Origin of the sequence: uncultured Roseicyclus sp. (genome assembly GCF_937892565.1) — a bacterium.
Lineage (GTDB): Bacteria > Pseudomonadota > Alphaproteobacteria > Rhodobacterales > Rhodobacteraceae > Roseicyclus.
Genome location: NZ_CALAHQ010000007.1, coordinates 1 through 23629 on the forward strand (window position 1 = coordinate 1; position 23629 = coordinate 23629).

Annotated in this window: 25 protein-coding genes; 17 read left to right on the forward strand and 8 right to left on the reverse strand. The window is 64.5% G+C overall.

The window, feature by feature from the left end; translation table 11 throughout:
* The 11 genes from Q0094_RS01140 to Q0094_RS01190 form a co-directional block, all read left to right on the forward strand.
* On the forward strand, positions 1-914 hold a 914-nt coding region (locus Q0094_RS01140), incomplete at its 5' end, for a 5-bromo-4-chloroindolyl phosphate hydrolysis family protein (RefSeq protein WP_366940207.1).
* Positions 915-924: 10 nt separating this feature from the next.
* Positions 925-2109 carry a toxic anion resistance protein gene (locus Q0094_RS01145; RefSeq protein ID WP_297614348.1) on the forward strand — a complete coding sequence of 395 codons (1185 nt, stop codon included), beginning with the start codon at positions 925-927 and terminating at the stop codon, positions 2107-2109.
* Positions 2110-2158: 49 nt separating this feature from the next.
* On the forward strand, positions 2159-3043 hold the full coding sequence (locus Q0094_RS01150) for a DUF2927 domain-containing protein (RefSeq protein ID WP_297614350.1): 885 nt from the start codon (positions 2159-2161) through the stop codon (positions 3041-3043).
* A gap of 36 nt (positions 3044-3079) precedes the next feature.
* On the forward strand, positions 3080-4177 hold the full coding sequence (locus Q0094_RS01155; RefSeq protein WP_297614352.1) for an SPFH domain-containing protein: 1098 nt from the start codon (positions 3080-3082) through the stop codon (positions 4175-4177).
* Positions 4178-4313: 136 nt separating this feature from the next.
* Positions 4314-5459, forward strand: coding sequence for a primosomal protein N' (replication factor Y) - superfamily II helicase (locus tag Q0094_RS01160; RefSeq protein ID WP_297614354.1), 1146 nt, complete (start codon positions 4314-4316; stop codon positions 5457-5459).
* Positions 5460-5533: 74 nt separating this feature from the next.
* Positions 5534-6469: a carbohydrate kinase gene (locus Q0094_RS01165; RefSeq protein ID WP_297614451.1), complete on the forward strand. Its 936-nt coding sequence runs from the start codon at positions 5534-5536 to the stop codon at positions 6467-6469.
* Complete coding sequence (dtd, locus tag Q0094_RS01170; RefSeq protein WP_297614356.1) at positions 6457-6894, forward strand: D-aminoacyl-tRNA deacylase; 438 nt, start codon at positions 6457-6459, stop codon at positions 6892-6894. The genes Q0094_RS01165 and dtd overlap by 13 nt, the downstream gene beginning before the upstream one ends.
* Before the next feature lie 117 nt (positions 6895-7011).
* Complete coding sequence (locus Q0094_RS01175; protein ID WP_297614358.1) at positions 7012-8439, forward strand: circularly permuted type 2 ATP-grasp protein; 1428 nt, start codon at positions 7012-7014, stop codon at positions 8437-8439.
* Positions 8440-8443: 4 nt separating this feature from the next.
* Positions 8444-9385 (forward strand): alpha-E domain-containing protein, encoded by a 942-nt coding sequence (locus Q0094_RS01180; RefSeq protein ID WP_297614360.1) that lies wholly within the window; start codon positions 8444-8446, stop codon positions 9383-9385.
* Positions 9382-10194, forward strand: a complete 813-nt coding sequence (locus Q0094_RS01185) for a transglutaminase family protein (protein WP_366940208.1) — start codon at positions 9382-9384, stop codon at positions 10192-10194. The genes Q0094_RS01180 and Q0094_RS01185 overlap by 4 nt, the downstream gene beginning before the upstream one ends.
* A 40-nt stretch (positions 10195-10234) precedes the next feature.
* Positions 10235-10975 carry a proteasome-type protease gene (locus Q0094_RS01190; protein ID WP_297614362.1) on the forward strand — a complete coding sequence of 247 codons (741 nt, stop codon included), beginning with the start codon at positions 10235-10237 and terminating at the stop codon, positions 10973-10975.
* 138 nt (positions 10976-11113) lie between these two features.
* Here Q0094_RS01190 and Q0094_RS01195 read toward each other — a convergent pair whose 3' ends face one another.
* Positions 11114-12277, reverse strand: a complete 1164-nt coding sequence (locus Q0094_RS01195; protein ID WP_297614364.1) for an FAD-dependent oxidoreductase — start codon at positions 12275-12277, stop codon at positions 11114-11116.
* Between the two features lie 82 nt (positions 12278-12359).
* Positions 12360-12782: an RNA polymerase-binding protein DksA gene (dksA, locus tag Q0094_RS01200; protein ID WP_297614366.1), complete on the reverse strand. Its 423-nt coding sequence runs from the start codon at positions 12780-12782 to the stop codon at positions 12360-12362.
* A gap of 297 nt (positions 12783-13079) precedes the next feature.
* Here dksA and Q0094_RS01205 point away from each other — a divergent pair, with 297 nt between their 5' ends.
* The 6 genes from Q0094_RS01205 to Q0094_RS01230 all read left to right on the forward strand — a co-directional run bounded on the left by Q0094_RS01205 (position 13080) and on the right by Q0094_RS01230 (position 17119).
* The gene (locus Q0094_RS01205) at positions 13080-13925 is read left to right on the forward strand and encodes a MoxR family ATPase (protein ID WP_297614369.1); all 846 of its coding nucleotides are present in this window, start codon (positions 13080-13082) and stop codon (positions 13923-13925) included.
* A 138-nt stretch (positions 13926-14063) separates the two neighbouring features.
* The gene (locus Q0094_RS01210) at positions 14064-14228 is read left to right on the forward strand and encodes a hypothetical protein (RefSeq protein WP_297614371.1); all 165 of its coding nucleotides are present in this window, start codon (positions 14064-14066) and stop codon (positions 14226-14228) included.
* A gap of 15 nt (positions 14229-14243) precedes the next feature.
* Complete coding sequence (locus Q0094_RS01215; RefSeq protein WP_297614373.1) at positions 14244-15428, forward strand: VWA domain-containing protein; 1185 nt, start codon at positions 14244-14246, stop codon at positions 15426-15428.
* Positions 15425-15784 carry a hypothetical protein gene (locus tag Q0094_RS01220; protein WP_297614375.1) on the forward strand — a complete coding sequence of 120 codons (360 nt, stop codon included), beginning with the start codon at positions 15425-15427 and terminating at the stop codon, positions 15782-15784. The genes Q0094_RS01215 and Q0094_RS01220 overlap by 4 nt, the downstream gene beginning before the upstream one ends.
* Positions 15781-16377, forward strand: a complete 597-nt coding sequence (locus tag Q0094_RS01225) for a VTT domain-containing protein (protein WP_297614377.1) — start codon at positions 15781-15783, stop codon at positions 16375-16377. Before Q0094_RS01220 ends, Q0094_RS01225 begins: the two co-directional genes overlap by 4 nt.
* A gap of 43 nt (positions 16378-16420) precedes the next feature.
* On the forward strand, positions 16421-17119 hold the full coding sequence (locus Q0094_RS01230) for a M48 family metalloprotease (protein ID WP_297614379.1): 699 nt from the start codon (positions 16421-16423) through the stop codon (positions 17117-17119).
* A gap of 72 nt (positions 17120-17191) precedes the next feature.
* Here Q0094_RS01230 and Q0094_RS01235 read toward each other — a convergent pair whose 3' ends face one another.
* The 6 genes from Q0094_RS01235 to Q0094_RS01260 all read right to left on the reverse strand — a co-directional run bounded on the left by Q0094_RS01235 (position 17192) and on the right by Q0094_RS01260 (position 23552).
* Positions 17192-17734, reverse strand: a complete 543-nt coding sequence (locus tag Q0094_RS01235) for an RSP_2648 family PIN domain-containing protein (protein ID WP_297614381.1) — start codon at positions 17732-17734, stop codon at positions 17192-17194.
* A complete protein-coding gene (locus Q0094_RS01240; protein WP_297614383.1) occupies positions 17731-18939 on the reverse strand; it encodes an RSP_2647 family RNA methyltransferase in 1209 nt (402 codons plus the stop codon). Before Q0094_RS01240 ends, Q0094_RS01235 begins: the two co-directional genes overlap by 4 nt.
* 165 nt (positions 18940-19104) lie before the next feature.
* Positions 19105-20115 (reverse strand): FliM/FliN family flagellar motor switch protein, encoded by a 1011-nt coding sequence (locus Q0094_RS01245; protein ID WP_297614385.1) that lies wholly within the window; start codon positions 20113-20115, stop codon positions 19105-19107.
* A gap of 73 nt (positions 20116-20188) precedes the next feature.
* Positions 20189-22870 carry an ATP-binding protein gene (locus tag Q0094_RS01250; protein WP_297614387.1) on the reverse strand — a complete coding sequence of 894 codons (2682 nt, stop codon included), beginning with the start codon at positions 22868-22870 and terminating at the stop codon, positions 20189-20191.
* Entirely contained in the window at positions 22870-23157 is a 288-nt protein-coding gene (locus Q0094_RS01255) for a hypothetical protein (protein ID WP_297614389.1), read from the reverse strand. Before Q0094_RS01255 ends, Q0094_RS01250 begins: the two co-directional genes overlap by 1 nt.
* A gap of 5 nt (positions 23158-23162) precedes the next feature.
* Complete coding sequence (locus Q0094_RS01260; protein ID WP_297614391.1) at positions 23163-23552, reverse strand: response regulator; 390 nt, start codon at positions 23550-23552, stop codon at positions 23163-23165.
* Positions 23553-23629 lie beyond the last annotated feature (77 nt).

Consider the following 23629-nt stretch of genomic DNA (forward strand, 5'->3'; position numbering starts at 1 on the left):
GGTGTTGTGACATGTCCAGACGCTATGGCGGCACATTCAGCCCAACCGGCAGCCCCCCGGATGGCACCGAAACCGCCCCCCGGCCCGAGGTGGCGGGGTTTCGCGGCCGCAAGCCCCTGCGCCATGGCGCCAAGATCAACCTGCTCTTTGCCTTGGCGCTTTTGCCGCTGATCACCGCGTTTTTCCAGCCGGTCGCGGCAATCGCCACCGATCTGGCGGGCATGGCCGCGCTTTTGCTGGCGGCATGGCTGACGCGCGACGGGGTGCGCGCCGAAGATGCCTATGCCGAGCGCAAGGTGGCGCGCCGCCCCGCGATCCCGCGCAAGATCCTTGGCGCGGTGCTGATGGGCCTGGGCGTGGCCCTGTTGGTGTTCGGCGGCCAATGGGCCGTGTCGCCCGCCCTGCTGATCGGGATGATCGCGGGGGGCTTGCATCTGGCGGCCTTTGGTCTTGATCCCTTGCGCGACAAGGGCATGGCGGGACTGGACCGGATCGAAACCGACCGCATCGCCCGCAAGATCGACGAGGCCGAACAGGTCTTGTCGCAGATGACCGAGGCCATTGGCCGCGCCCGTGATCGCGCGCTGCAAGATCGCGTGGCGCGCTTCGAGGATACGGTGCGCACACTGTTTCGTCAGGTCGAGGCCGATCCCCGCGATCTGGCCCCGGCGCGGCGCTATCTTGGGGTCTATCTGCAGGGCGCGCGCGACGCGACCGTGCAATTCGCCGAACTCTACGCTCGCAACCGCGATGCGAAAATTCGCGCCGATTACCTTGCCTTTCTTGATGATCTGGATGCCAATTTCGCCAAGCGCACAACCGCCATGCTGACCGATGACCGGACCAATTTCGACATCGAGATCGATGTGCTGAGGGACCGGCTGAAGCGTGAAAATCTGCATAACGAGGGATAGGAATACAGCCATGACCACCGAGATTCGCCAACAGGCCGAAGCCGCCGCCAAGCTGATCGAAGACATCACGGCCGTGGTGCTGCCCGCACCATCGGCCGATCTGGTGGCGCTGCCGCAAGCCGATGCGCCCACCGCCGAACAGATCCGTGCGCGCATGGACCAGATCGACATGGGCGACACCAATTCCATCGTCACCTTCGGTTCATCGGCACAGGCTGAATTGCAGCTGATCAGCCAGGCCATGCTGCAAGGCGTCAAGAACAAGGATGTGGGGCCCGCCGGCGACAGCTTGCGCGAGATCGTGGGCACGATCCGGGGCTTTTCGGTCGACGAGCTGGACCCCAACCGCAAGCAAAGCTGGTGGGAGCGGCTGTTTGGAAAGGCCAAGCCCATCCATAACTTCATCGCCCGCTATGAACAGGTGCAAGACCAGATCGACCGCATCACCGAGAACCTGCTGCGCCATGAACATGCGCTGATGAAGGACATCAAGTCGCTCGACAAGCTTTATGAAAAGACGCTTGATTTCTACCATGAGCTGGCGCTGTTCATCGCTGCGGGCGAAGAAAAGCTGCGCGTGCTGGACACGCAAACCATCCCCGCCAAGGCCGCCGAGGTGGATGCCGCCCCCGAGGTCGACCAAATCCTCAAGGCACAGGAATTGCGCGACCTGCGGGCCGCGCGCGATGATCTGGAACGGCGCGTGCATGACCTCAGGCTGACGCGGCAGGTGACGATGCAGTCGCTGCCATCGATCCGGCTGGTGCAGGAAAACGACAAAAGCCTTGTGACCAAGATCAACTCGACCCTCGTGAACACCGTGCCGCTGTGGGAAACCCAGCTTGCTCAGGCGGTGACGATCCAGCGGTCGACAGAGGCCGCCCGCGCGGTGCGCGAGGCCTCGGATCTGACCAATGAGCTTCTGACGCGCAACGCCGCCAATCTGCGCGACAGCAACCGCATGGTGCGCGAGGAAATGGAGCGTGGCGTCTTTGACATCGAGGCGATCAAGGCCGCCAATGCCGAGCTGATTGCCACCATCGACGAGTCGCTCCAGATTGCCGACGAAGGCAAGCGCCGCCGCGCCGAGGCCGAGGTCGAGATGCAAAAGATGGAGACCGAGTTGCGCGACACCTTGTCGGCCGCCTCATCGCGCGCCGCCCGGGCGGCCACGCCCGCAGCTATTGGTGGCTGATCCCGGCATGCGACGCCCGTTGGCATATCTTGTGATGGGCGTCGCGGTCATGTCGCTAGCAGCTTGCGTGATGCAGACCGCACCGTTGCCCGCACCCGCCCCCGAAACCGCGGCCCTCGCGCGCTCGGCGGAAAGTGCCGCATTCGCAACATATTACGCCAGCGTCGAGACGCGGCTGGTGTCGGATGGGATGCTGCGCGTCGATGGCGGACAGCACGACGCGCCGTTTTCGGCGGCGATGCTGGCCGCCAATTTCGAACGCATCGCGCTGTTTGACGAATACACCTTGTCGGCAGGCCGCTTTGTTGCGCGCGAAACCCCGTCACGGTTGCGGCGCTGGGAACAGCCCGTGCAGCTTCAGCCGCATTTCGGCCGCACGGTCAGCCCAGACCAACAGGCAACCGACCGCGCTGTGCTGACAGCCTTTGGACAACGGCTGTCGGACGCCACAGGTCACCCCGTGACCAGTGTAAGCACAGGCGGGAATTTTCATGTGCTTTACCTCGACCGCGACGAACAAAAGACGGCGGGCGATCTTGTACGCAGCCTCGTTCCCGGTGTCGGCCCTGAAACCATCGCCGCGATCGAAGGCATGCCGCGTTCAACCTTTTGTGCGGTCTTTGCCTTTTCGCAACCCGGTGGCCCGCCCGTCTATATCGCGGCCGTTGCGATCATCCGCGCGGAACATCCCGACCTGCTGCGCCAGTCATGCATACATGAAGAAATCGCCCAAGGCATGGGTCTTCCCAATGACAGCGCGGGCGCGCGCCCGTCGATCTTCAACGACGATGAGGAATTCGCGCTGTTGACAGCGCATGACGCGATGTTGCTGCGCCTTCTCTATGACGCGCGGCTCAGCCCCGGAATGACGCCTGACGCGGCCCGCCCGATCGTGCGCGCCATCGCCGAAACCCTTGTGGGCGGCGCAAGCTGACCCACATCCGCCCGTTTGCTTGAAGGAGACCCCGCCGTGCCGTTCATGGATTTTCTCAAGGGCCAGTTCATCGATGTCATCGCATGGACCGACGACAGCCGCGACACGATGGTCTGGCGGTTCCAGCGCTACGGCCACGAGATCAAATACGGCGCCAAGCTGACCGTGCGCGAAGGTCAGGTCGCGGTTTTCGTGCATGAGGGGCAATTGGCCGATGTCTTTACCCCCGGTCTCTACATGCTCGAGACCAACAACATGCCGGTGATGACCACGCTGCAACATTGGGATCACGGCTTTTCCTCGCCCTTCAAATCCGAGATCTATTTCATCTCGACCGCGCGCTTCACCAATCTGAAATGGGGCACGAAAAATCCGATCATGCTGCGCGATCCGGAATTCGGGCCGACGCGGCTGCGCGCCTTTGGCACCTATAGCGTCAAGGTCGCAAATCCCGCCCGCTTCATGACCGAGATCGTGGGAACCGACGGGGAATTCACGACCGAGGAAGTGACCCACCAGATCCGCAACATCATCGTCCAGACATTCGGGCAGGTGGTGGCGGCCTCTGGCATTCCGGTGCTGGACATGGCGGCCAACACGGGCGAGTTGGGCCGCATCATGGCCCAGCGCATGTCAGGCATCATTGCCGATTACGGGCTGGAATTGCCTGAGCTTTACATCGAGAACATCTCGCTTCCCGCCGCCGTCGAAGAGGCGCTGGACCGGCGCACCTCGATGGGGGTGGTGGGCGATCTGGGCAAATACACCCAATTCCAGACCGCCGAGGCGATGCGCCTTGCCGCCGCCAATCCCGGTGGCGACGGCGGCATGGGCGCGGGTCTGGGCATGGGGATGGGCATGGCCATGGCACAAGGTCTGGCCCAGGGCCTGACCCCCGCCGCCCCGCCCCCGCCCCCGGTCGAACATGTCTGGCACATTGCCGAGAATGGTCAGACCAAGGGCCCGTTTTCCAAGGCTGCGCTTGGCCGCATGGCCGCCTCGGGCGAGTTGACGCGCCAGACGCATGTCTGGACCGCGGGACAAGATGGCTGGAAGCATGCAGGCGATGTGACGGAACTGGCGCAGCTGTTCACCGTAATGCCCCCGCCCCCCCCGCCCCCGGCACCGGCCTGAGGCAAGACCGGCCGCTGGCCGTGGCCGGGGTCGGGGCGACCTTTGGCGGCGTGGTCAGGGGCGCCATTCGAAACGTGCAGACAAGCGCCCATGTGCCGCGTCAGGCGCGCCATGGCCGCGTCGGGGCGAAGGGCAGATGATGGAAAAGAGCCACCCCATGGATGACGGGCCACCAGCCACAAAGGAACATCGCTTTCCCTGCCCGCAATGCGGGTCGGACATGCGCTTTGCGCCCGGCCAGCGCAAGCTGCTGTGTGATCATTGCGGCCATTCCAGCCCGGTGGACGCGGGCCAGACCGGCCCGTGGTCGCGCGAAGCCCCGGCACTGATCGAACTGGATTATGACGCCGCCATCGCCGCCAAGCTGCCGCGCGAAGAGATGGAGGAAACCCGCGTCTCGCACTGCACCGGCTGCGGCGCACAGATCACCTTTCAACCCGACATCCACGCCAAGCAATGCCCCTATTGTGCCACGCCCATCGTCACCGACACCGGCACCCATCGCCACATCAAGCCCAAGGGCGTCATCCCGTTTCATGTGACCGAACCTCAGGCCCACACCGCGATGAGCGACTGGCTGGGGCGGCTTTGGTTTGCGCCCAACGGCCTGCGGGCCTATGCCAGCCGGGCCCGGAAGATGGAGGGGATCTATGTGCCCTTCTGGACCTATGACGCGGATACGGCGACGCAGTATCGCGGGCAGCGGGGCGATATCCATTACGTCACGACGCGCGGGCGCGACGGCAAGCCCCGGATGGAACAGCGCATCCGCTGGCGCAGCGCCTCGGGGCGGGTGACACGGGCTTTCGACGATATCCTGATCCTTGCCTCACAGTCCTTGCCCAAGCGCTTTACCGATCAATTGGCGCCCTGGGATCTGTCGCGCCTGACGGCCTATCGCGCCGAATTCCTGTCGGGCTTTCGCGCCGAAGGCTATCAGCTTGGTCTGCAGGCCGGTTTTGACGAAGCCAAGGCCGTGATGGAGGACCAGATCCGTGCCGACATCCGCCATGATATCGGCGGCGACATGCAGCGCATCGAGCAGATGACGCTGCGCATCGATGATGTGACCTTCAAGCATATCCTGCTGCCCATCTGGGTCGCGGCCTATCGCTATCGTGGGCGATCCTACCGGTTCGTCGTCAACGGCCAGACCGGCCGGGTGCAGGGCGAGCGCCCATGGTCGTGGATCAAGATCACCCTTGCGCTGATCCTTGCCGCCCTTGCGCTGGGCGCGGTCGCCTATGGATTTGCCCATCTTGAGGCCAGCGGCGGCTTTTGAACGGGCACAAAACCACTGGCCCGATCTGGCAATGCGGCGTAGTCATGCCCCCGCACCCGAACCGGAGACCGACGATGCTGTTATGCGCGGGCGAAGCCCTGATCGACATGTTGCCGCGCCTGACCGAGGGTGGCGAGGCTGCATTTGCCCCCCATGCTGGCGGATCGGTTTTCAACACCGCCGTGGCTGCGGGGCGTCTGGGGTTGGCCACACGCTTTTTTTCGGGGCTGTCCACCGATCTGTTCGGCGCGCGGCTGGCATCGGTTCTGGCGCAATCGGGCGTCGATGCGGGCCTGTGCGCACGCGCGGACCGCCCCACGACACTGGCCTTTGTGACCTTGACCGATGGGCAGGCAAGCTATGCCTTCTATGATGAAAATACCGCCGGTCGCATGCTGTCGGTGGCCGATCTGCCGACGCTCGCGCCCGAGATCGGGGCCGTGTTCTTCGGCGGCATCAGCCTTGCGGTGGAACCCTGCGCCGAGGCCTATGCCACATTGGCTGCGCGCGCGGCGGCCGATCGGCTGGTGATGATCGATCCCAACATCCGCCCTGGCTTCATCGCCGATGAAGCGCGGTATCGTGCGCGCATGGCAGGGATGCTGGCGGTGGCCGATGTGGTCAAGCTTTCGGACGAGGATCTGACATGGCTGATGGGTGCGGGCGAGATTGCGGCGCGCGCGCAGGCCCTGTTGCAACAAGGCCCCGCGCTGGTGCTGGTGACGCAAGGTGCAGACGGCGTCAGCGCTTTTGGCGCTGGCGCAGCGCGCAAGGTTGCGGCGCAGCGGGTGGCGGTGGTCGATACGGTCGGCGCGGGCGATACCTTTAACGCGGGGTTTCTGGCGGGCCTTGCGGATGCAGGTGCGCTGGACAAGGCGGCCGTGCGGGCGGGGCTGCCGGCGTCTGTTCTGGACGCGGCGCTGGCTCTGGGGGTGCAGGCCGCCGCCGTCACCGTCAGCCGCGCGGGCGCCAACCCGCCTTGGCGCGAGGAATTGGCATGCGCGCACTGATCCAAAGGGTGCGCGAGGCGCAGGTGCGCGTGGATGGCACGCTGATCGGTCAGACAGGTCCGGGCCTGTTGATCCTGGTGTGCGCGATGCAGGGCGACACGCCCGAGGCAGCCACAGCGCTGGCCGCACGCGTTGCCAAGTTGCGCATCTTTCGCGATGAAGCCGGCAAGATGAACCGCTCGCTTCTGGATACGGGCGGGGGCGCGCTGGTGGTCAGCCAGTTCACGCTGGCCGCCGACACAAGCCGCGGCAACCGCCCCGGCTTTTCGACCGCAGCGCCCCCCGCCGAAGGCCAGGCGCTTTATCGCGATTTCGTCGCGGCTCTGGCTGCCCTTGGGCCAAGGGTGGAAACGGGTGAATTCGGCGCGGACATGGCGGTCAGCCTGATCAATGACGGCCCCGTTACGATCTGGATGGAAAATTAGGCAAACCGCCTGATTTTTATGCTATGTGCAAGCCATGCGGTGCGACAGGCGCGGGATGGTCTGGTTCTTGCCCGCGCGGTCTGCACCCATAAGGGCAAGATCAGTGATCAGGACGACATGAGCGACACACCCCGCTTCTTCGACGAAATGCAGCAGCCCGGCGGCGACCCGCGCGCGCCCTATGGCGGCTACAGCGCGTGGTTTCATGGCGAAGATCTGCGCGATCTGCGCAAGAAATCGGCCGATGCAGAACGGTTTTTCCGCCGCACCGGCATCACCTTCAACGTCTATGGACAGGCCGAAGCCGATGAACGGCTGATCCCCTTTGACCTTGTGCCTCGGATCATTTCGGGGCGGGAATGGGCGCGGCTGACACGCGGCATCGAACAGCGCGTTCGCGCCATCAACGCCTTTTTGCATGACATCTATCACCGGCAGGAAATCTTGCGCGCGGGCCGCGTGCCGGTCGATCTGATTGCCCGAAACAGCGCCTTTTTGCCCCAGATGATCGGCATGCCCCCCCCCGGCGGCGTCTATACCCATATCGTGGGCGTCGATCTGGTGCGCACGGGCGAAGATGACTTCTACGTGCTGGAGGACAATGCCCGCACGCCAAGTGGCGTGTCCTACATGCTCGAGAACCGCGAAACCATGCTTCAGATGTTTCCCGAGCTGTTTACCCGCATCAAGGTGCAGCCGGTGCAGGATTATCCGGTCAACCTGCACCGATCGCTGGCGGCATCGGCCCCGCGCAATTGCTCGCCTGACTGCACGGTGGCGGTGCTGACGCCGGGGATTCACAATTCGGCCTATTTCGAACATGCCTTTCTGGCCGATCAGATGGGGGTCGAGCTGGTCGAAGGCCATGACATCCGCATCATCGGTGGCAAGGTGCAGATGCGCACCACCCAAGGCTACAAGCCCATCGATGTGCTGTATCGCCGGGTCGATGATGATTTTCTCGATCCGATGAATTTCCGCCCCGACAGCCTGCTGGGCGTGCCCGGTGTGATGGATATCTACCGCGCGGGCGGCATCACCATCGCCAATGCACCCGGCACGGGCATCGCCGACGACAAGGCGATCTATTCCTACATGCCCGACATCGTCGAATTCTACACCGGCGAAAAGGCGATTCTGCAAAACGTGCCCACATGGCGCTGCAGCGAGGCGGATGCGCTGGCCTATGTGCTCGATCACCTGAAGGAACTGGTGGTCAAGGAGGTGCATGGCTCGGGCGGCTACGGCATGCTGGTGGGGCCGGCTGCGTCGAAAAAGGAACTGGCGGCATTCCGGGCCAAGCTTTTGGCCAAGCCCGCCAATTACATTGCCCAGCCGACGCTGTCCTTGTCGACGGTGCCGATCCTGACGCAAGCGGGGCTGGCACCGCGCCATGTCGATCTGCGGCCCTTTGTGCTGGTGGCTCCCGACAAGATCACGATCACGCCGGGCGGGCTGACGCGGGTGGCGCTGAAAAAGGGCTCTCTGGTGGTAAACTCCAGCCAGGGGGGCGGCACCAAGGACACTTGGGTGCTGGAGGAATAGGGCGATGCTGGGCAAAACCGCGGGCGGCCTGTTTTGGATGTTCCGCTATCTGGAGCGGTCGGAAAACACCGCGCGCCTGATCGAGGCGGGCTTTCGCATCGCGCTGACGCGGGGGGATGGCGACGATGATGAATGGACCAGCGTGCTGCAAACGGCAGCCGTCGCGCATCTGTATTTTCAGAAGCACGATCAGATCGAAGCGGCAAAAGCCATCGATTTCATGCTGCGCGACATGTCGAACCCATCCTCGGTTCTCTCGGCCATCTCGGCCGCACGGATGAACGCGCGCCTTGTGCGCACCGCCATCACGCGTGAGGTCTGGGAAGCGGTCAATGACACCTACATGATCTTGAAACAGGCGCTGGCCCGCCCTGTTTCCGCCCGCGATCTGCCCGAGGTTCTGGCAGTGATCCGCCAGCAATCCGCGCTGGTGCGCGGCGCCACACAGGGCACGATGCTTCGAAACGACATCTTCGATTTCTGCCGTCTGGGCACATATCTGGAGCGCGCCGACAACACCGCGCGCATTCTGGATGTGAAATATTATGTGCTTTTGCCCTCGATCAGCCAGATCGGTTCAAATCTTGACAATGTGCAGTGGGAAACGATTTTGCGGTCTGTGGCCGGCATGCGCGCCTATCGCTGGATCACCCAAGGCGAAACCAGCCCCATCGGCATCGCCGATTTCCTGATCTTCGACACGCGCATGCCCCGCAGCATGGCCTTTTCAGTGGACAAGATCGCGGCGAACCTTGGCTTTCTGGAACAGGCCTATGGCATGCGGCATCCGTGCCATGATCAGATCGACACGCTGGCCGCCCGGCTGAGCCATGGCACCATCGATCGGGTCTTCGAGGATGGGTTGCACGAATTCATCACCGATTTTCTGGGCGATGTGGCAAAGCTGGGCCAGCAGATCGAAACCGATTACCGGTTCCTTGGATGACCGCCATGCGCCTCAGGATCTTGCACACCACCACCTATCACTTCGACCAACCCATGGCCTATGGGCTGCAACAGCTGCGCGTCGTGCCCAAAAGCCGGACGGGTCAGACGGTGCTGTCGTGGCAGATGGATATCGATGGCGGGCAGGTCGAGACGGAATTCACCGATCATCATCAAAACCGCGTCTCGCTGATTTCCTTTGATCCCGGTGCAAGCTCGATCATCATCCATTGCGCGGGCGAGGTCGAAACCACCGACACCTCGGGCGTGACCGGACGACATGGCGGCTTTGCGCCGCTGTGGTTTTTCCGGGGGGCGACCGAGCTGACGCGGGCGGGGCCAAAGCTGCGCGCCCTGATCCGGGGGCTGAAGGAAGAAGACGCCGACGATCTGCGGCGTTTGCACGCCTTGTCGGCACGCATCCGTTCGGCCCTGCCCTATGAGATCGGCCTGACGCAATCGACCACCACAGCCGAAGAGGCGCTGGAACAGGGCGGTGGCGTGTGTCAGGACCACGCCCATATCTTTGTGGCGGCCGCCCGTCAGCTTGGTGTGCCTGCGCGCTATGTCTCGGGTTATCTGATGATGAATGACCGGGTGCACCAGGACGCCAGCCACGCCTGGGCCGAGGCCTATGTGGAACCGCTGGGTTGGGTGGGCTTTGATGTGTCCAACGGCATCTCGCCCGATCAACGCTATGTGCGCGTGGCCACGGGTCTCGATTACCGCGATGCCGCACCGGTCAGCGGGTTGCGCTTCGGGTCCGGGGGCGAGGCGATGTCCATCGACATCCAGGTTCAGCAACAGTAAGCCCCGGCACAGGGGCGGCAAGGCAGGGGGGAACAGGCGCATGACCTATTGCGTGGGGCTCAAGCTTAATCGCGGCTTGGTGTTCATGTCGGACACCCGCACCAATGCGGGCGTCGACAATATCAGCGTTTTCAGGAAGATGTTTCTTTGGGACCGCCCCGGCGAACGGTCCATCACCTTGATGACGGCGGGCAATCTTGCAACCACGCAGGCGGTGGTGTCGCTGCTCAGCGAGCGCGCGAAACCCGCCGATGAACGCGGCTCGCCCTCCATCCTCGAGGCACCGTCGATGTTTCAGGTGGCCAAGCTGGTGGGCGAGACGCTGCGTGAAGTGATCGCCGAGCAAACCCGTCGCGAGGGGTTGCAGGCCGACAGCGCCTTTTCCGCCACCTTGATCCTTGGCGGACAGATCAAGGGCGCCGAGCCGCGGCTGTTCATGGTCTATCCCGAGGGGAATTTTGTCGAAGCCTCGGCCGATACGCCGTTTTTCCAGATCGGCGAGACAAAATACGGCAAGCCCATCCTTGTGCGCGCCCTGGATCCGAAGATGAGTTTCGAGGAGGCGGTCAAGCTGTTGATGCTGAGCTTCGACAGCACGATCAAGGCCAACCTTTCGGTGGGCCTGCCACTGGACATGCATCTTTATCAGGCCGACAGCTACGCCAATGGCCGCGTGCGCCGGATCGAGCGCGACGATGCCTTCTACGAGATGATTTCATCTGGCTGGGGCGAGGCGCTGCGCGCCGCCTTTGACCGGTTGCCCGCCTATTCGCTGGATTGAACGCGGCGCGCGGGTTCCGAATTTTCGTACGAAAATTCAAAAGGGGTGCGCGAATTTTCGTACGAAAATTCGCACGCGCGCGCTACTCCCGCCCGTTGCGCGCTCTCCCGGAGGATCTGGAAAGCAAAGATCAGCGGGTCAGGCGGTCACGTCGTGGCGGTAGACCCAGTCGAATTTGGCGCGCACCAGATGTGGGGCATATCGATTGGCAAGCCTGAGCGCGCCATGGGCGGCAAAGCGCATCGGGCCGGGGCGAAGGTGGTAATGCGTGGCATTGTCGGTCGCGGCTTGCACGATGCGCGCCGTGCGCGGGCGGCGCAAGCCGGCGTAGCGCGCAAACGCGGCTTGTGGATCAGGGTCTTCGGCCAGACAGCGCGCCAGAACATAGGCATCTTCGAGCGCCATATTCGCCCCTTGCGCCAGAAAAGGCAGCGTGGGATGGGCCGCATCGCCCAGAAGCGCCAGATGGTGTTCGTGCCAGACGGGCGCCACCGGATGGCGGAACAGGCCCCACAGATGCACCTCTTCGGCGCGCTCCAGCAGGGCGCGCACCTCGGGGCAGAAATCGGTGAAAGCGCGGGCCAGATGGGCGGGGTCGTCGCGGTGATGCCAGCCCTCGGCCGCCCAGGCGTCGCGTTCTTCGACCGCCACGATGTTGACCAGCCGACCGTCGCGCAGCGGATAGCGCACCAGATGGCGCCCCGGACCCATGAACACATGTGCATCTGGCGGCAGCGCGCTCGGAACCCGAACCGTGCAGCGCCATGCCACCTGACCGGTGAAAAAAGGGCGTGATTTCGGATTGAGCACGGCGCGGGCGGGCGAATGCAGCCCGTCGGCGGCAATCGTCAGACCGTGGGTTTCCACCTGCCCATCGGCCAGCCGCAACAGCGTTTCCATCGGGCCGGGTTCCACGGCCGCCACCCGCACGCCCAGCCGGAGGGTGACGCCCGCCGCCACCGCCCCTTGGGCAAGGGCGGCCACCAGATCGGCACGATGGACCAGATACCATGGCTCATCGGGGCGCGTGAGGGGCAGGGAAAACACCCCCGCCCCGCGCCGGAAATCGCGCAGATGCACGGCTTGTGACCGGGGGCTGGTCGCGGCCAAGGTATCGGACAGGCCCAGCGCCTCCAGCACGCGCCAGCCATTGGGGCTGATCTGAAGGCCCGCGCCGACCTCGGAAATGGCAGGGGCCTGTTCAAGCAGGCTGACCGACGCGCCGCGCTGCGCCAGCGCCAGCGCCGTGGCCAGCCCGCCGATCCCGCCACCCACGACTGTCATCGGTTGTCCGATCAGCATGCCATCCCCGCAAAGCACAAAGGGCATCTCGCCGCGAGATGCCCCAAGCTTTTGTCATCGCGTGTCCAAACCTGCAGCGCGGTCAGTCGTCGCGATGCACCTTTTCGCGCCGCTCATGGCGCTCTTGCGCCTCAAGGCTCATGGTTGCAATGGGGCGGGCATCAAGGCGTTTGAGCGAAATGGGTTCGCCCGTCACCTCGCAATAACCATACTCGCCCTCATCGATGCGGCGAAGCGCGCTGTCGATCTTGGCGATCAGCTTGCGCTGGCGGTCACGCGTGCGCAGTTCGAGCGCGCGATCGGTTTCCTCGCTTGCCCGGTCGGCAATATCGGGAATGTTGCGCGTGCCGTCCTGAAGCGCCTCGACCGTGGTGCGGCTTTCGTCGAGCAGCTCGTTTTTCCAGCCGATCAGCTTGCGCCGGAAATACTCGAGCTGGCGGTCGTTCATGAATGGTTCGTCCTCGGCCGGACGATAGTCTTCGGGCAGAAAGATCTCGGCCTTCATATCGCTCCCCTCAGCGAAGCCGGCGTCGTATTGTCGGTCTGGCATCACGCGCCCCCGGCCCCGTCGCGGTTCGCTTACAAGACAGCGCAAGGCTTGTCACCTGTCTTATCACCAAAGCGCGGCCTCGACCGGGAACGGGACGGCGCGCGCCGGCAAAGAACGATCTTTTGCCTCAAAATCCCAATGGCTTGCCTGATTTTCGCGCTATGGTTGAAAATGCAACTATCTTGCCGCGCAGCGCTCTTTCAACCCCGCGCACAAGCGGCTAAAGCTGTCGCACACCACAGGAGACCCTCGATGCGCGCAGATTTCAAAGGCAGTGACAGCTATGTGGCGACCGAGGATCTGACGATCGCCGTGAATGCAGCGGTGCGGCTGGAACGCCCGCTGCTGGTCAAGGGCGAACCGGGCACCGGCAAGACGGAACTGGCCCGTCAGGTGGCGGGTGCGCTGGGGGTGCCGATCATCGAATGGCATGTCAAATCGACCACCCGCGCGCAGCAGGGGCTTTACGAATACGATGCGGTCAGCCGTCTGCGCGACAGCCAGCTGGGTGATGCGCGCGTGCATGATGTGGGCAACTACATCCGCAAGGGCAAGCTGTGGCAGGCCTTTGAGCATGTCGGGAAATGCGTGCTTCTGATCGACGAGATCGACAAGGCCGATATCGAGTTTCCCAACGATCTGTTGCAAGAACTCGACCGGATGGAGTTCTTCGTCTACGAGACGGGCGAGACCATCCGCGCGGCCACCCGGCCCATCGTGATCATCACCTCCAACAACGAAAAGGAACTGCCCGACGCATTCTTGCGGCGCTGCTTCTTTCACTACATCCGTTTTCCCGACATGGAGACGATGAAGGCCATTGTGGGTGTGCATTTTCCCGACATGAAGCCGCAGCTGCTGACCACGGCCTTGACGCAATTCTATGCGATCCGCGACCAGCAAGGGCTCAAGAAAAAGCCCTCGACCTCCGAGGTGTTGGATTGGCTGAAGCTGCTTCTGGCCGAGGATCTGGCGCCCGAGGATCTGCGCGGCCCAAGCGCCAGCGCGCTGCCCAGGCTGCATGGGGCCCTGTTGAAGAACGAACAGGATGTGGCACTGTTCGAACGGCTGGCGTTTCTGGCGCGGCGTCCGGGGTAGGATGGCGCGGCGGCGTCTCGACAGGATTGCGTGGCGCGGCTAAGGCTGGGGCTTGAACGCGCACGCGGTGCGCGCGTGACCGGGAACGCGGTAGCGATATCCCGGGCGGTCTGAACCAGTGATTGGGTGGGCAAGAGAATGCTGAATTTCATCGGGGCGGCCGTGGGCATCGCGCTGGGGCTCTGGGTGGCCCGCAAACGCGGGGGCAACCGGCTGGATCTGGCGCATTACGCCACCATCTTTGGCATTGTGGGCTTTATTCTTGGGGCCTTTGCGATGCTTGTGATACCGGCGCCCGGCTGACAGGGTCGGGGCATCATGTTTCTGCCCTTTTTCCAGACCCTGCGCGCGGCCCGCATTCCGGTATCCTTGCGCGAATACCTCGCCTTTCTGGAAGGGGTGGCGGCGGGGCTTGTGACCTATGACGTAACAGGGTTCTACTATCTGGCGCGCGCGGCGATGGTCAAGGACGAACGCCATCTGGACAGGTTCGACCAGTGTTTCGCCCATGCCTTTGGCGGGTTGGAAGCCATCACACCCGACCAGGTGCTGGCCGCCGCCGACATCCCGCCCGAATGGTTGGAAAAGCTGGCCGAAAAGCACCTGACGCCCGAAGAACGCGCCGAGATCAAGGCCTTGGGCGGGTTCGAGCAGCTGATGGAAACGCTGCGCGCGCGGCTGGCCGAGCAGAAGGGGCGCCACCAGGGGGGCTCGAAATGGATCGGCACGGCCGGAACATCGCCCTTTGGGGCCTATGGCTACAACCCCGAAGGCGTGCGCATCGGGCAAGACGAAAGCCGACACCGCCGCGCGGTCAAGGTCTGGGACAAGCGCGAATTCAGGGACTTCGCCGATGATGTTGACCTGGGCACGCGCAACATCAAGCTGGCGCTCAAGCGTCTGCGCCAATGGGCGCGCGATGGCGCGGCCGAAGAACTGGACCTTGAGGGCACGATCCGCGCGACGGCAGAACAGGGCTGGCTTGATGTCAAGACGCGGCCCGAGCGGCGCAATGCGGTCAAGGTGATCTTGTTTCTCGATGTGGGCGGGTCGATGGATGACCACATCCGCGTCGTCGAAGAGCTGTTTTCCGCCGCAAGGGCCGAATTCAGGCATCTGGAACATTTCTACTTCCACAATTGCCTGTATGACAGCGTGTGGCGCGACAACCGGCGGCGCTGGACCGAAAAGATCCCAACCCATGAGGTGATGAACACCTATGGATCGGATTACAAATGCATCTTCGTGGGTGATGCATCCATGTCACCCTATGAGATCGGCATTGCGGGCGGCGCGTCCGAGCATTGGAACGAAGAGCCGGGACAGGTCTGGCTGGAGCGCGCCCGCACCCAATGGCCAGATCATCTGTGGATCAATCCCACCCCTGAACGGCTGTGGGGCTATACCCAGTCGATCGGGATGATCGGTCAGATCTTCGAAGGCCGCATGGTGCCGATGACGCTGGCGGGACTTGACCGCGGCATGCGGGCGCTGAGGCGATGAGAGGGTGGAGCACGACGGGGCGCTACCTTTGGCGCCATCACCGGCCCGCGGTGATCGCCCTGGGGCTGGCCCTAGGTGTTGCGGGATTTTTTGCGGTGCGTTTGACGGTGTTCACGCTCTATTGGGCCGATCCCGCGCATCGTGAGCAGGCCATCGAGGGGTGGATGACACCCGGCTATGTTGCGCGGTCTTGGGGCCTTGAGCGCGACGTGGTGCTTGCCGCCCTGCCGCTGCCGTCCGACACCCGCCCCAGCGCACGCCCGACACTGACCGACATCGCCAGAACCACAGGCATCCCCCTGACCCACTTGATCGCGGGGCTCGAGGCGGCCATCACCAAGGCGCAGGGCGAATGACCGAAGCGGTGCTGGCGCTTGTGCCGCTGTATGGGCTGGGCCTGATCGCAGGTGCGACCTTTCTGTCCTGTCTTGCCCTGCCGATGCCTGCCTCGCTGGTGATGCTGTCGGCGGGCGGCTTTGCGGCGGCGGGGGATCTGGTGTTGTGGCAGACCGTGCTTGCGGCATGGCTGGGGGCCATCATGGGCGATCAGCTGGGCTATGTCCTGGGCCGGATCGGCGGACGCCTGATGGTGGGGCGGGCAATGCCCCCAAGACAGGCGGCCTTGATGGGCAAGGCGATGCAAGCCCTGCAAGACAAGGGCGATTGGGCTGTGTTCTTCAGCCGCTGGCTGGTCTCGCCACTGGGGCCCTATGTGAATTTCGCGGGCGGGGCGGGGCGGCTGAACTGGGGGCGCTTTACCAGGGCGGGGATAGCCGGCGAAGCGATCTGGGTGGCGCTGTATGTGGGTCTTGGCGCGGCCTTTGCCGACGACATCGTGGCGCTGGCCGGTGTTTTGGGCAGCGCGTCGGGGCTTGTGGCGGCGCTGGCCGTGGCCGCGGCGCTTGGGATTTGGCTGCGGATGGCCCTGCGACATCGGGCCCAGCCGTGAGCGGGGCGTTGCCATGGCGGCGCGCCCGGCCCATATCTGACCCATGCTGAAGCTGACACCGATCCTTTTGGCCATTGGCTATGCGCTGGTGATGTACCAGTTCTCGGCCTGGCGCACGGCGCGCGAGCTGGACGCGCGTTCGACCGAGCTGGCCGATCCAAGGCTGCGCGGGCTGATGGAGCGCATGGCCCATGCCTTGGGCGTCGAGCGCATCCGTGTCCACATCTACGAGGTCGCGCCGGTGAACGGGCTGGCAGCACCGGACGGCCGGATTTTCCTGACCCGCGGCTTTTACGACAAGTATCGGGCGGGCGAGGTGACGGGCGAGGAATTGGCCAGCGTCATCGCCCATGAGTTGGGGCATGTGGCGCTGGGCCATGCGCGGCGCCGGATGATCGATTTTTCGGGACAAAATGCGGTGCGCGTGGTGCTGGCCACGGTGCTGGGCCGTTTCATCCCCGGCGTCGGGGTCTGGATCGCCAATCTTTTGGCGGGTCTGCTGGCCGCCCGGCTCAGCCGCCAGGATGAATACGAGGCCGATGCCTATGCGGCCGCGTTGATGACCAAGGCGGGCCTTGGCACAGGGCCGCAGAAATCGCTCTTCATCAAGCTCGAGGGGCTGACGGGATTGGGCGGACGCGGCATGCCCGCCTGGATGATGAGCCACCCCAAGACCGCGGACCGCGTGCGCGCGATCGAGGCGCTGGAAGCGCGCTGGGCCGCGCAGCTGCCCCAGGAGTGAGGCGTTTTGCTGGCGCAAAACGCATGGGAAAACCCGGGTTTTCCCGTGCGGAAAACACGTGTTTTCCGCCCCCTACCCCAGCGCCTTTGCCAATCTTGGAAGGCGCGCCCGCTTGAGCAGCGCACGCTGTGGCAAGACCGCGCCCGACAGGTGTTCGGCCCGGGCATGCACCCCCGCCACCACGTCACCCAGGATCCGGGGCTGTTCGATCCACAGCGCGTACAGCAAGGCATCGGGATGGATCGCCGCGATCCCATGCGCGGAAAGCTCGGCACGGGGAAAATCGCGCAGATTAAGCGTCACGATCTTGTCGGCGCGCGCCGTGATCGCGGTCGCCAGAACATGCACATCGCCGCTATCTGGCAACCAGAGCCGCGCTTGCAAGGCCGGATCGGGCATGATCCGCGCCGCCGGAAAGGCCAGCCCAAGTGCGGCCACGTCACCTTGCGCCAAGGCTTCATCGGCGGGCCCGCCATGGCGAGCCGCGGTGCGCACCCATTCCCCGAGCAGCCGGTCGGACCAGATCGGCGTCATCAAGCCCGCCTGCGCCACCCCCAGGACGATCTGGCGCATGACCGACGGGTATAACACACAAGCATCGATCACTGCCCTCATGGCATCAGGTGAAAGGCCAGCGCCTTGAGATAGCCGGTTTCGCTCAGCGCGGGATGCTGCGGATGGTCGGGGCCGGCAAAGCCTGTATGGATCAGCCGGGGATCGCGCCCCGCCCGCCCGATCCCGCGCAGACAGGCGGCGCGGAACTTGCCCAGATCGGCCGCATGGCTGCACGAACACAGCATCAAGACACCGCCCTTGGCCACAAGGGGGGCGGCCAGCCGCGCGATGCGCTCATAGGCGCGCAAGCCCGCCTCCAGCGCCGGTTTTGCGGGCGCAAAGGCGGGCGGATCGCAGATCACCAGATCGAACTCAGCCCCTTCGGCTGCCAGCGCCTCGAGCGTGGCAAAGGCGTCGCCTTGCCGTGTGTCGAAACGCTCGTGCAGACCTGCGGCCTGTGCCCCGGCCAAGGCCAGCGCCAGCGCCGGACCCGAGGCATCGACGGCGAGAGCCCGCTCGGCCCCGGCGGCCAGCGCGGCAAGCGCAAAGCCGCCCACATGGGAAAACACATCCAGCACGCGCGCGCCGCGCGCCAGCCGCGCGGCAAAGGCGTGATTGTCGCGCTGGTCGTAGAAGAGCCCCGTTTTCTGTCCACCCATCACATCGGCCATGTAGATGGCCCCGTTCATCGGCACCGGGATCGGCGCGTCGGGCGCCGATCCGGCAAGAGCCGCCATCATCTCGGGCAGACCTTCGGCCAGACGGGCGCGCGATGTGGCGTTCTTGATCAGGGTGCCACAGCCCGTGACCGCCAAGAGCGCGGCCGCGACCGCATCCTCGCGCTCTTCCAGCCAGATGGCATTGGGCTGCATCACCAGGGTATCGCCAAATCGGTCCACGATCAGCCCGGGCAAACCATCGCCTTCGGCATGGATCAAGCGGTAAAAGGGTTGCGCATAAAGCCGCGCGCGCAGATGGGCGGCCGCCTCCATGCGCGCCGTCAGCCACGCGCCATCGATCACCGCATCGCGGTTGCGATCAAGCAAACGCAGGCCGATCTTGGCCTCGAGCGTGGCCACGCCAAGCCCGAGCGGCTGACGTTCGGCATCTTCAAGCACCGCCAGCGCCCCGGCGGGAATGGCGCGCGCGCGGCGGTCAAGAACCAGATCATCAGCCCAGGCCCAAGGGTGACCATGGCGGATCGCACGGGCATCAGCCTTGGGTTTCAGGCGCAAGACGGGCAAGGGGGAAAACGGCTCGGTCATGCGTCCCCTCTAGCTTGCCGCCGCCGTTTACGGAAGATCGTTTCGTGATCTTGCCGCATTCCCCCTGATCATCAGCAAGCGGCGGGGCCTGCGCGGATGGCCGGAGGCATCCGGCACACATGCCTGTCAACATGACGGGCGCCAGATCAGCCAGCCCAAAGGTGATCAGACTTTGGCAACAAGGGCTGCGGGCGCCACAGGCGCCAACGCGCGCGGCAGGCTTTGGGCGGATGGGTCGGCATCGGCCCGGCTGGCGGTGGCCTGGTGTTCGGGGACAAGGTGTGGCGCGGCACCCGCCAGGCGCAAGGCGCGCCACCCGCCGACCTGACCCAGCCGCCCATGCAAGATCGGACGCCCGAGGTCATTTTCGAGCGCAACCTGTTGCAGATCGGCGTCCGAAAAGAACAGCAGATCGCCCACCGCAAGGCGCTGAACCTCGGCCAAGGGGCGGGTGAGGCGCAGCAGAACCACATCAAGCGGAATACGAAGCTCGGCCAGAATGCGGGCGCGGGCGGCCAGCCACGCGGGATCGGCGGGTTTCATGGGACCGGCCTGCTGCGTGGCGGAATTCACCACCGCGCGCGGCAGTGCGATGATCATCCGGGCACGCCGATCGACCCCGTCAAATCCAACCTCGGCCTGCAAGCAGGTATAAGGACCATCGGGCAGCAGCAGATTGATCTGCCCACGGTCGCGGATGCGGCTGCCATAGCCCATGCGGTCGGGCCAGTTGCGCCCGTCCAGCCCCTGACCTTCCTGGGCAAAGGCGGCCAAGGCCAGATCGACGAAATCCCGGGTCAGCGCCTCGTCGATGCGGGTGATCGGACGTGGGGGCAGCTCTGCCGCGTCCAGACGACCTGTGGTCTGCACCTCGATCAGCGCATCGACCAGCCCCGACGACAGGCCGATCAAGCCGCGCCGCCCTGCCCCATCTTCGAGCGCGGCAATCAGCCCTTGCGCGGGTAGCGCGGCCGTGGCGCCATCAAGCGTTTGCGCGGGGTCCACCGTCACCGGGCCAAGCATCAGACCCAGCCCGTCAAAGGCAGCGCCCGCGCGGCGCAGGGCGCGGCCAAAGGCAACGCCCGCGGCCGCTGACACATCCGGTGGCGTGGCGGTCGCGCGGGCATGGGCCGCAATCTTGCGGCGCAGCGCCAGATGCTCAAGTGGGGTGGACATGATCAGGATGCATTAACCGTTCGAAACAGGGCGGGCCGATCCACAGACTGCGCGAAGAAAGGTTAAAAAGACGTCAAGCTGCGCGCCGTGTTCGGCCGGGCAAGCGCACCCGAAACCGCGTTCCCTGCTCAGAGGGCACATAGCTTAGCCCGCCCCCAAGGCGGGCCATGATTTCGCGGCTGATGGCCAGCCCAAGCCCCGCCCCCGGTGCCCCCTTGGCCGTATCGGCCCGGGCAAATTTCTCGAATATCAGGGCCTGCTGACGCTTCGGGATGCCGCTGCCGTTGTCGGCGAATTCCACCTGCAGCCGACCGGGCATCTGGCGCACCGAGATGGTCAGTTCGGGCGCGGGCGCATCGCAATATTTCTGCGCGTTGGAAATCAGGTTGATGAAGACCTGAGCCAGACGATCGGGGTCGGTCCAGAGCGTAACCGCTTCGGCGTCGGGGTCGCGGCGAATGATGAGCCGCCCATCGGCCTGCGCACCCGCGGCATGGATGGCGCGATCCAGCACATCCGACAGCCGGGCTTCGGCCTCGTGCAGGGTGACGCGACCGTTTTCCAGCACCGACAGATCGAGCAGATCGTCCAGGAGCCGCGTCAGCCGCACTGTTTCGTCATGGATGATGCGCGAAAATCGCGTGCGCGCGGCGGCGTCGATGCCATCGGGTTGCATCAGGATTTCCGAAAAGGACCGGATCGAGGTCATGGGCGTTCTGAGCTCATGGCTGATCTGGCTCAGGAAGGCGTCTTTTTGCAACGACAGCGCGGTCAGCTTGGCATTGACCTCCTGCAGGCGGGCGGCGGTCTGGGCCAGTTCCTCGGATTTCGCCTCGAGCTGGGTCGAATATTCCATGATCTGCGCGGTTTCATCGGCCACAGCCAGCAGATCGCGCACCGACACGCTGGCACCGCCGACGATCTGGGCCACCATCGCATGCGCGGTCGCAGCCCCGACTGAACCGGCCAATTCACGCTCCAGACGCTCGAGAAAATCGGGCGTGGGTTCGGGCACGCCGCTGATGCGCCCCTGCGCTTCGGCCGCGGTCTGAAACAGGCGCCCGGCGCGGCTTGTGCCAAGGATGCGCTGGGCCATGATCAACAGATCATCAGCCGCCCCCGATGCCCCTTGCCAGCCATAAAGCGGCTGCGAATGGTCATAGACATTGACGAATTGCGCCCCCTGCAGCCGCTCGAGCGGGCTGGGAAAGGACACCAGCGAGCCAAAGATGAACAAAAACGTGTTGACGCCCAGCGACAGCACCATCGCCGTCAACAAGGGATCGGTCGCCTGCAGGCCCAAGGGCGTGACGGGGCTGAGCCATACCAGCCCAAAAGGCCCGTCGATCAGCATCTGAGGCATGACACCGCCAGTTTCTGCCACATTGGGGATCAAAAGCAGCCAGGCCCAGATCAGGAAACCCGCACCGATGCCCAGCGCCGCCCCCACCCGCGTTGCCCCCCGCCACAAGATGCCGCCCAAGAGCGCAGGCAAGATCTGGGCCACACCCAGAAAGGCAATCAACCCGATATCGGCCAGCGCATCCGCCCCCCCCGACAGGCGGTAATAGCCATAGCCAAGAAACATCACCCCCGTGATCGACAGCCGCCGCGCCATCAGGGCCACGCGGCGCATGTCGCCCGACATCGGGTCATCATGGCGCGTCAGCCGCAGCCAGAAAGGCACGATGATGTGGTTGGCCAACATCGTCGACAGCGCCAGCGCCGCCACGATCACCATCGACGTGGCCGCCGAAAACCCCCCCAGAAACACCAAAAGCGCCAGCCCGTCTTGACCCATTCCCAAGGGAACGGTCAGCACGAACAGATCGGGATTGGCATCGCTTCCGAACATCTCGAGCCCGACCACGGCGATGGGCACGACAAAGACGCTGATCAACATGAGATAGAGCGGAAAGGCCCAGCCCGCGGTCGCCAGATGACGTTCGTCGGAGTTTTCGACCACCAGCACCTGAAACATCCGCGGCAGGCACAAGATCGCCGCCCCCGCCAGCACCGTCAGGCCCAGCCAGCGCGCCCCGTTCCAGCCCGTTTGGCTGACCGGACTGGCCTCGATGCGGGCCAGCATGTTGGCCGGACCGTCGGCCACACCCCAGACCACGAATATGCCCACCGCCAGGATCGCGGCCAGCTTGACGATCGCCTCGAGCGCGATGGCCGAGACAAGACCCGGATGGCGTTCGTTCACATCAAGCGACCGGGTGCCAAAGATGATGGTGAACAGCGCCAGCCCAGCGGCCACCCAGATCGCCGTCTGTTCCGTATCGGGCGCACCCAGCGCGCCGGGCCGCACAAAGACCGAAAAAGACAGCGTGACCGATTGCAGCTGCAGCGCGATATAGGGCGTGGCGCCAATCACCGCGAGCAAAGTCACCAGCGCGGCAACCCCACCCGATTTGCCATAACGGCTTGAAATCATGTCCGCGATCGAGGTGATGCGCTGCGCGCGCCCGATGCGGACCATCTTGCGCAAGAGCCAGAACCAGCCGATGAAGATCAGCGTGGGGCCCAGATAGATCGTCAGAAACTCCAACCCGTTGCGCACGGCCGATCCGACCGCGCCGTAAAAGGTCCAGGCCGTGGTATAGATCGACAGGCTGAGCGTGTAGGTGATGGGCGAATTCAACCAGCGCGCCCGGCCCTCGGCCGCGCGCTTTTCGGCCAGAAACGCGATGCCGAACAAAAACACCACATAGAGAACGCAGACCGCAACCAGCCCGTTGAAGCTGAGCATCAACCGCCCTCCGGGCCGGGTTGCGAGGGGGGCGTTTCGGCGCCTTTGCTGCGGGTCAGGGCGCGCGAGACGAAAGCGGTCAACACGATCAAGCCAAGCCAGACGGAAAAGTAATAGACCAGCCAATCCGCCAGATCGGGGCCCCCTACCTCCACCTGCGCGGCCTCACCGCGGATGAAGACCGGGGCAAAAACCAGCACCAGCCCCAGAACGGGCAAAAGCCGCGCGGCATCTTGCAGGCGGTTTTGCCGATAGGTCCGGCGTTCCAGAAACAAGCGGCGCGCCATGGCGGTCAGGCCCGGCCGCTCTCGGCCCGCGACTGGGCCAGCAGGGCGACGGTGGCCAACAGATCCGCGTTGGAAAAGGGCTTGGTCAGATAGGCGTCCGCCCCCAGTTCAAGAGCGGTCTCGCGATCCTTGAGCTGTCCCTTGGCGGTCAGCATCACGACGGGCAGCGCGGCGGTTTCGGGCCGTTGGCGCAGCGCACGCAAAATCTCGAGGCCCGAGCATCCGGGCAACATGACATCCAGCACGATCATGTCAGGCCGGGTGCGTGCAACGGCATCCAGGGCTGTCGCGCCATTGCCATGGCCCTGCACCTGCCAACCGGCGCGGCTCAGAATGAAACTGATGGCTTCAAGGATGTTCCCTTCATCCTCGATCAACAAGATACGCCCGCCCACGGCTTTCCTCCCCTGGCCTTGGGTGTGGTGACTGTGCAACCTTCGGCGCGTTAAGGCAATGGGCTGCACACCAAGGC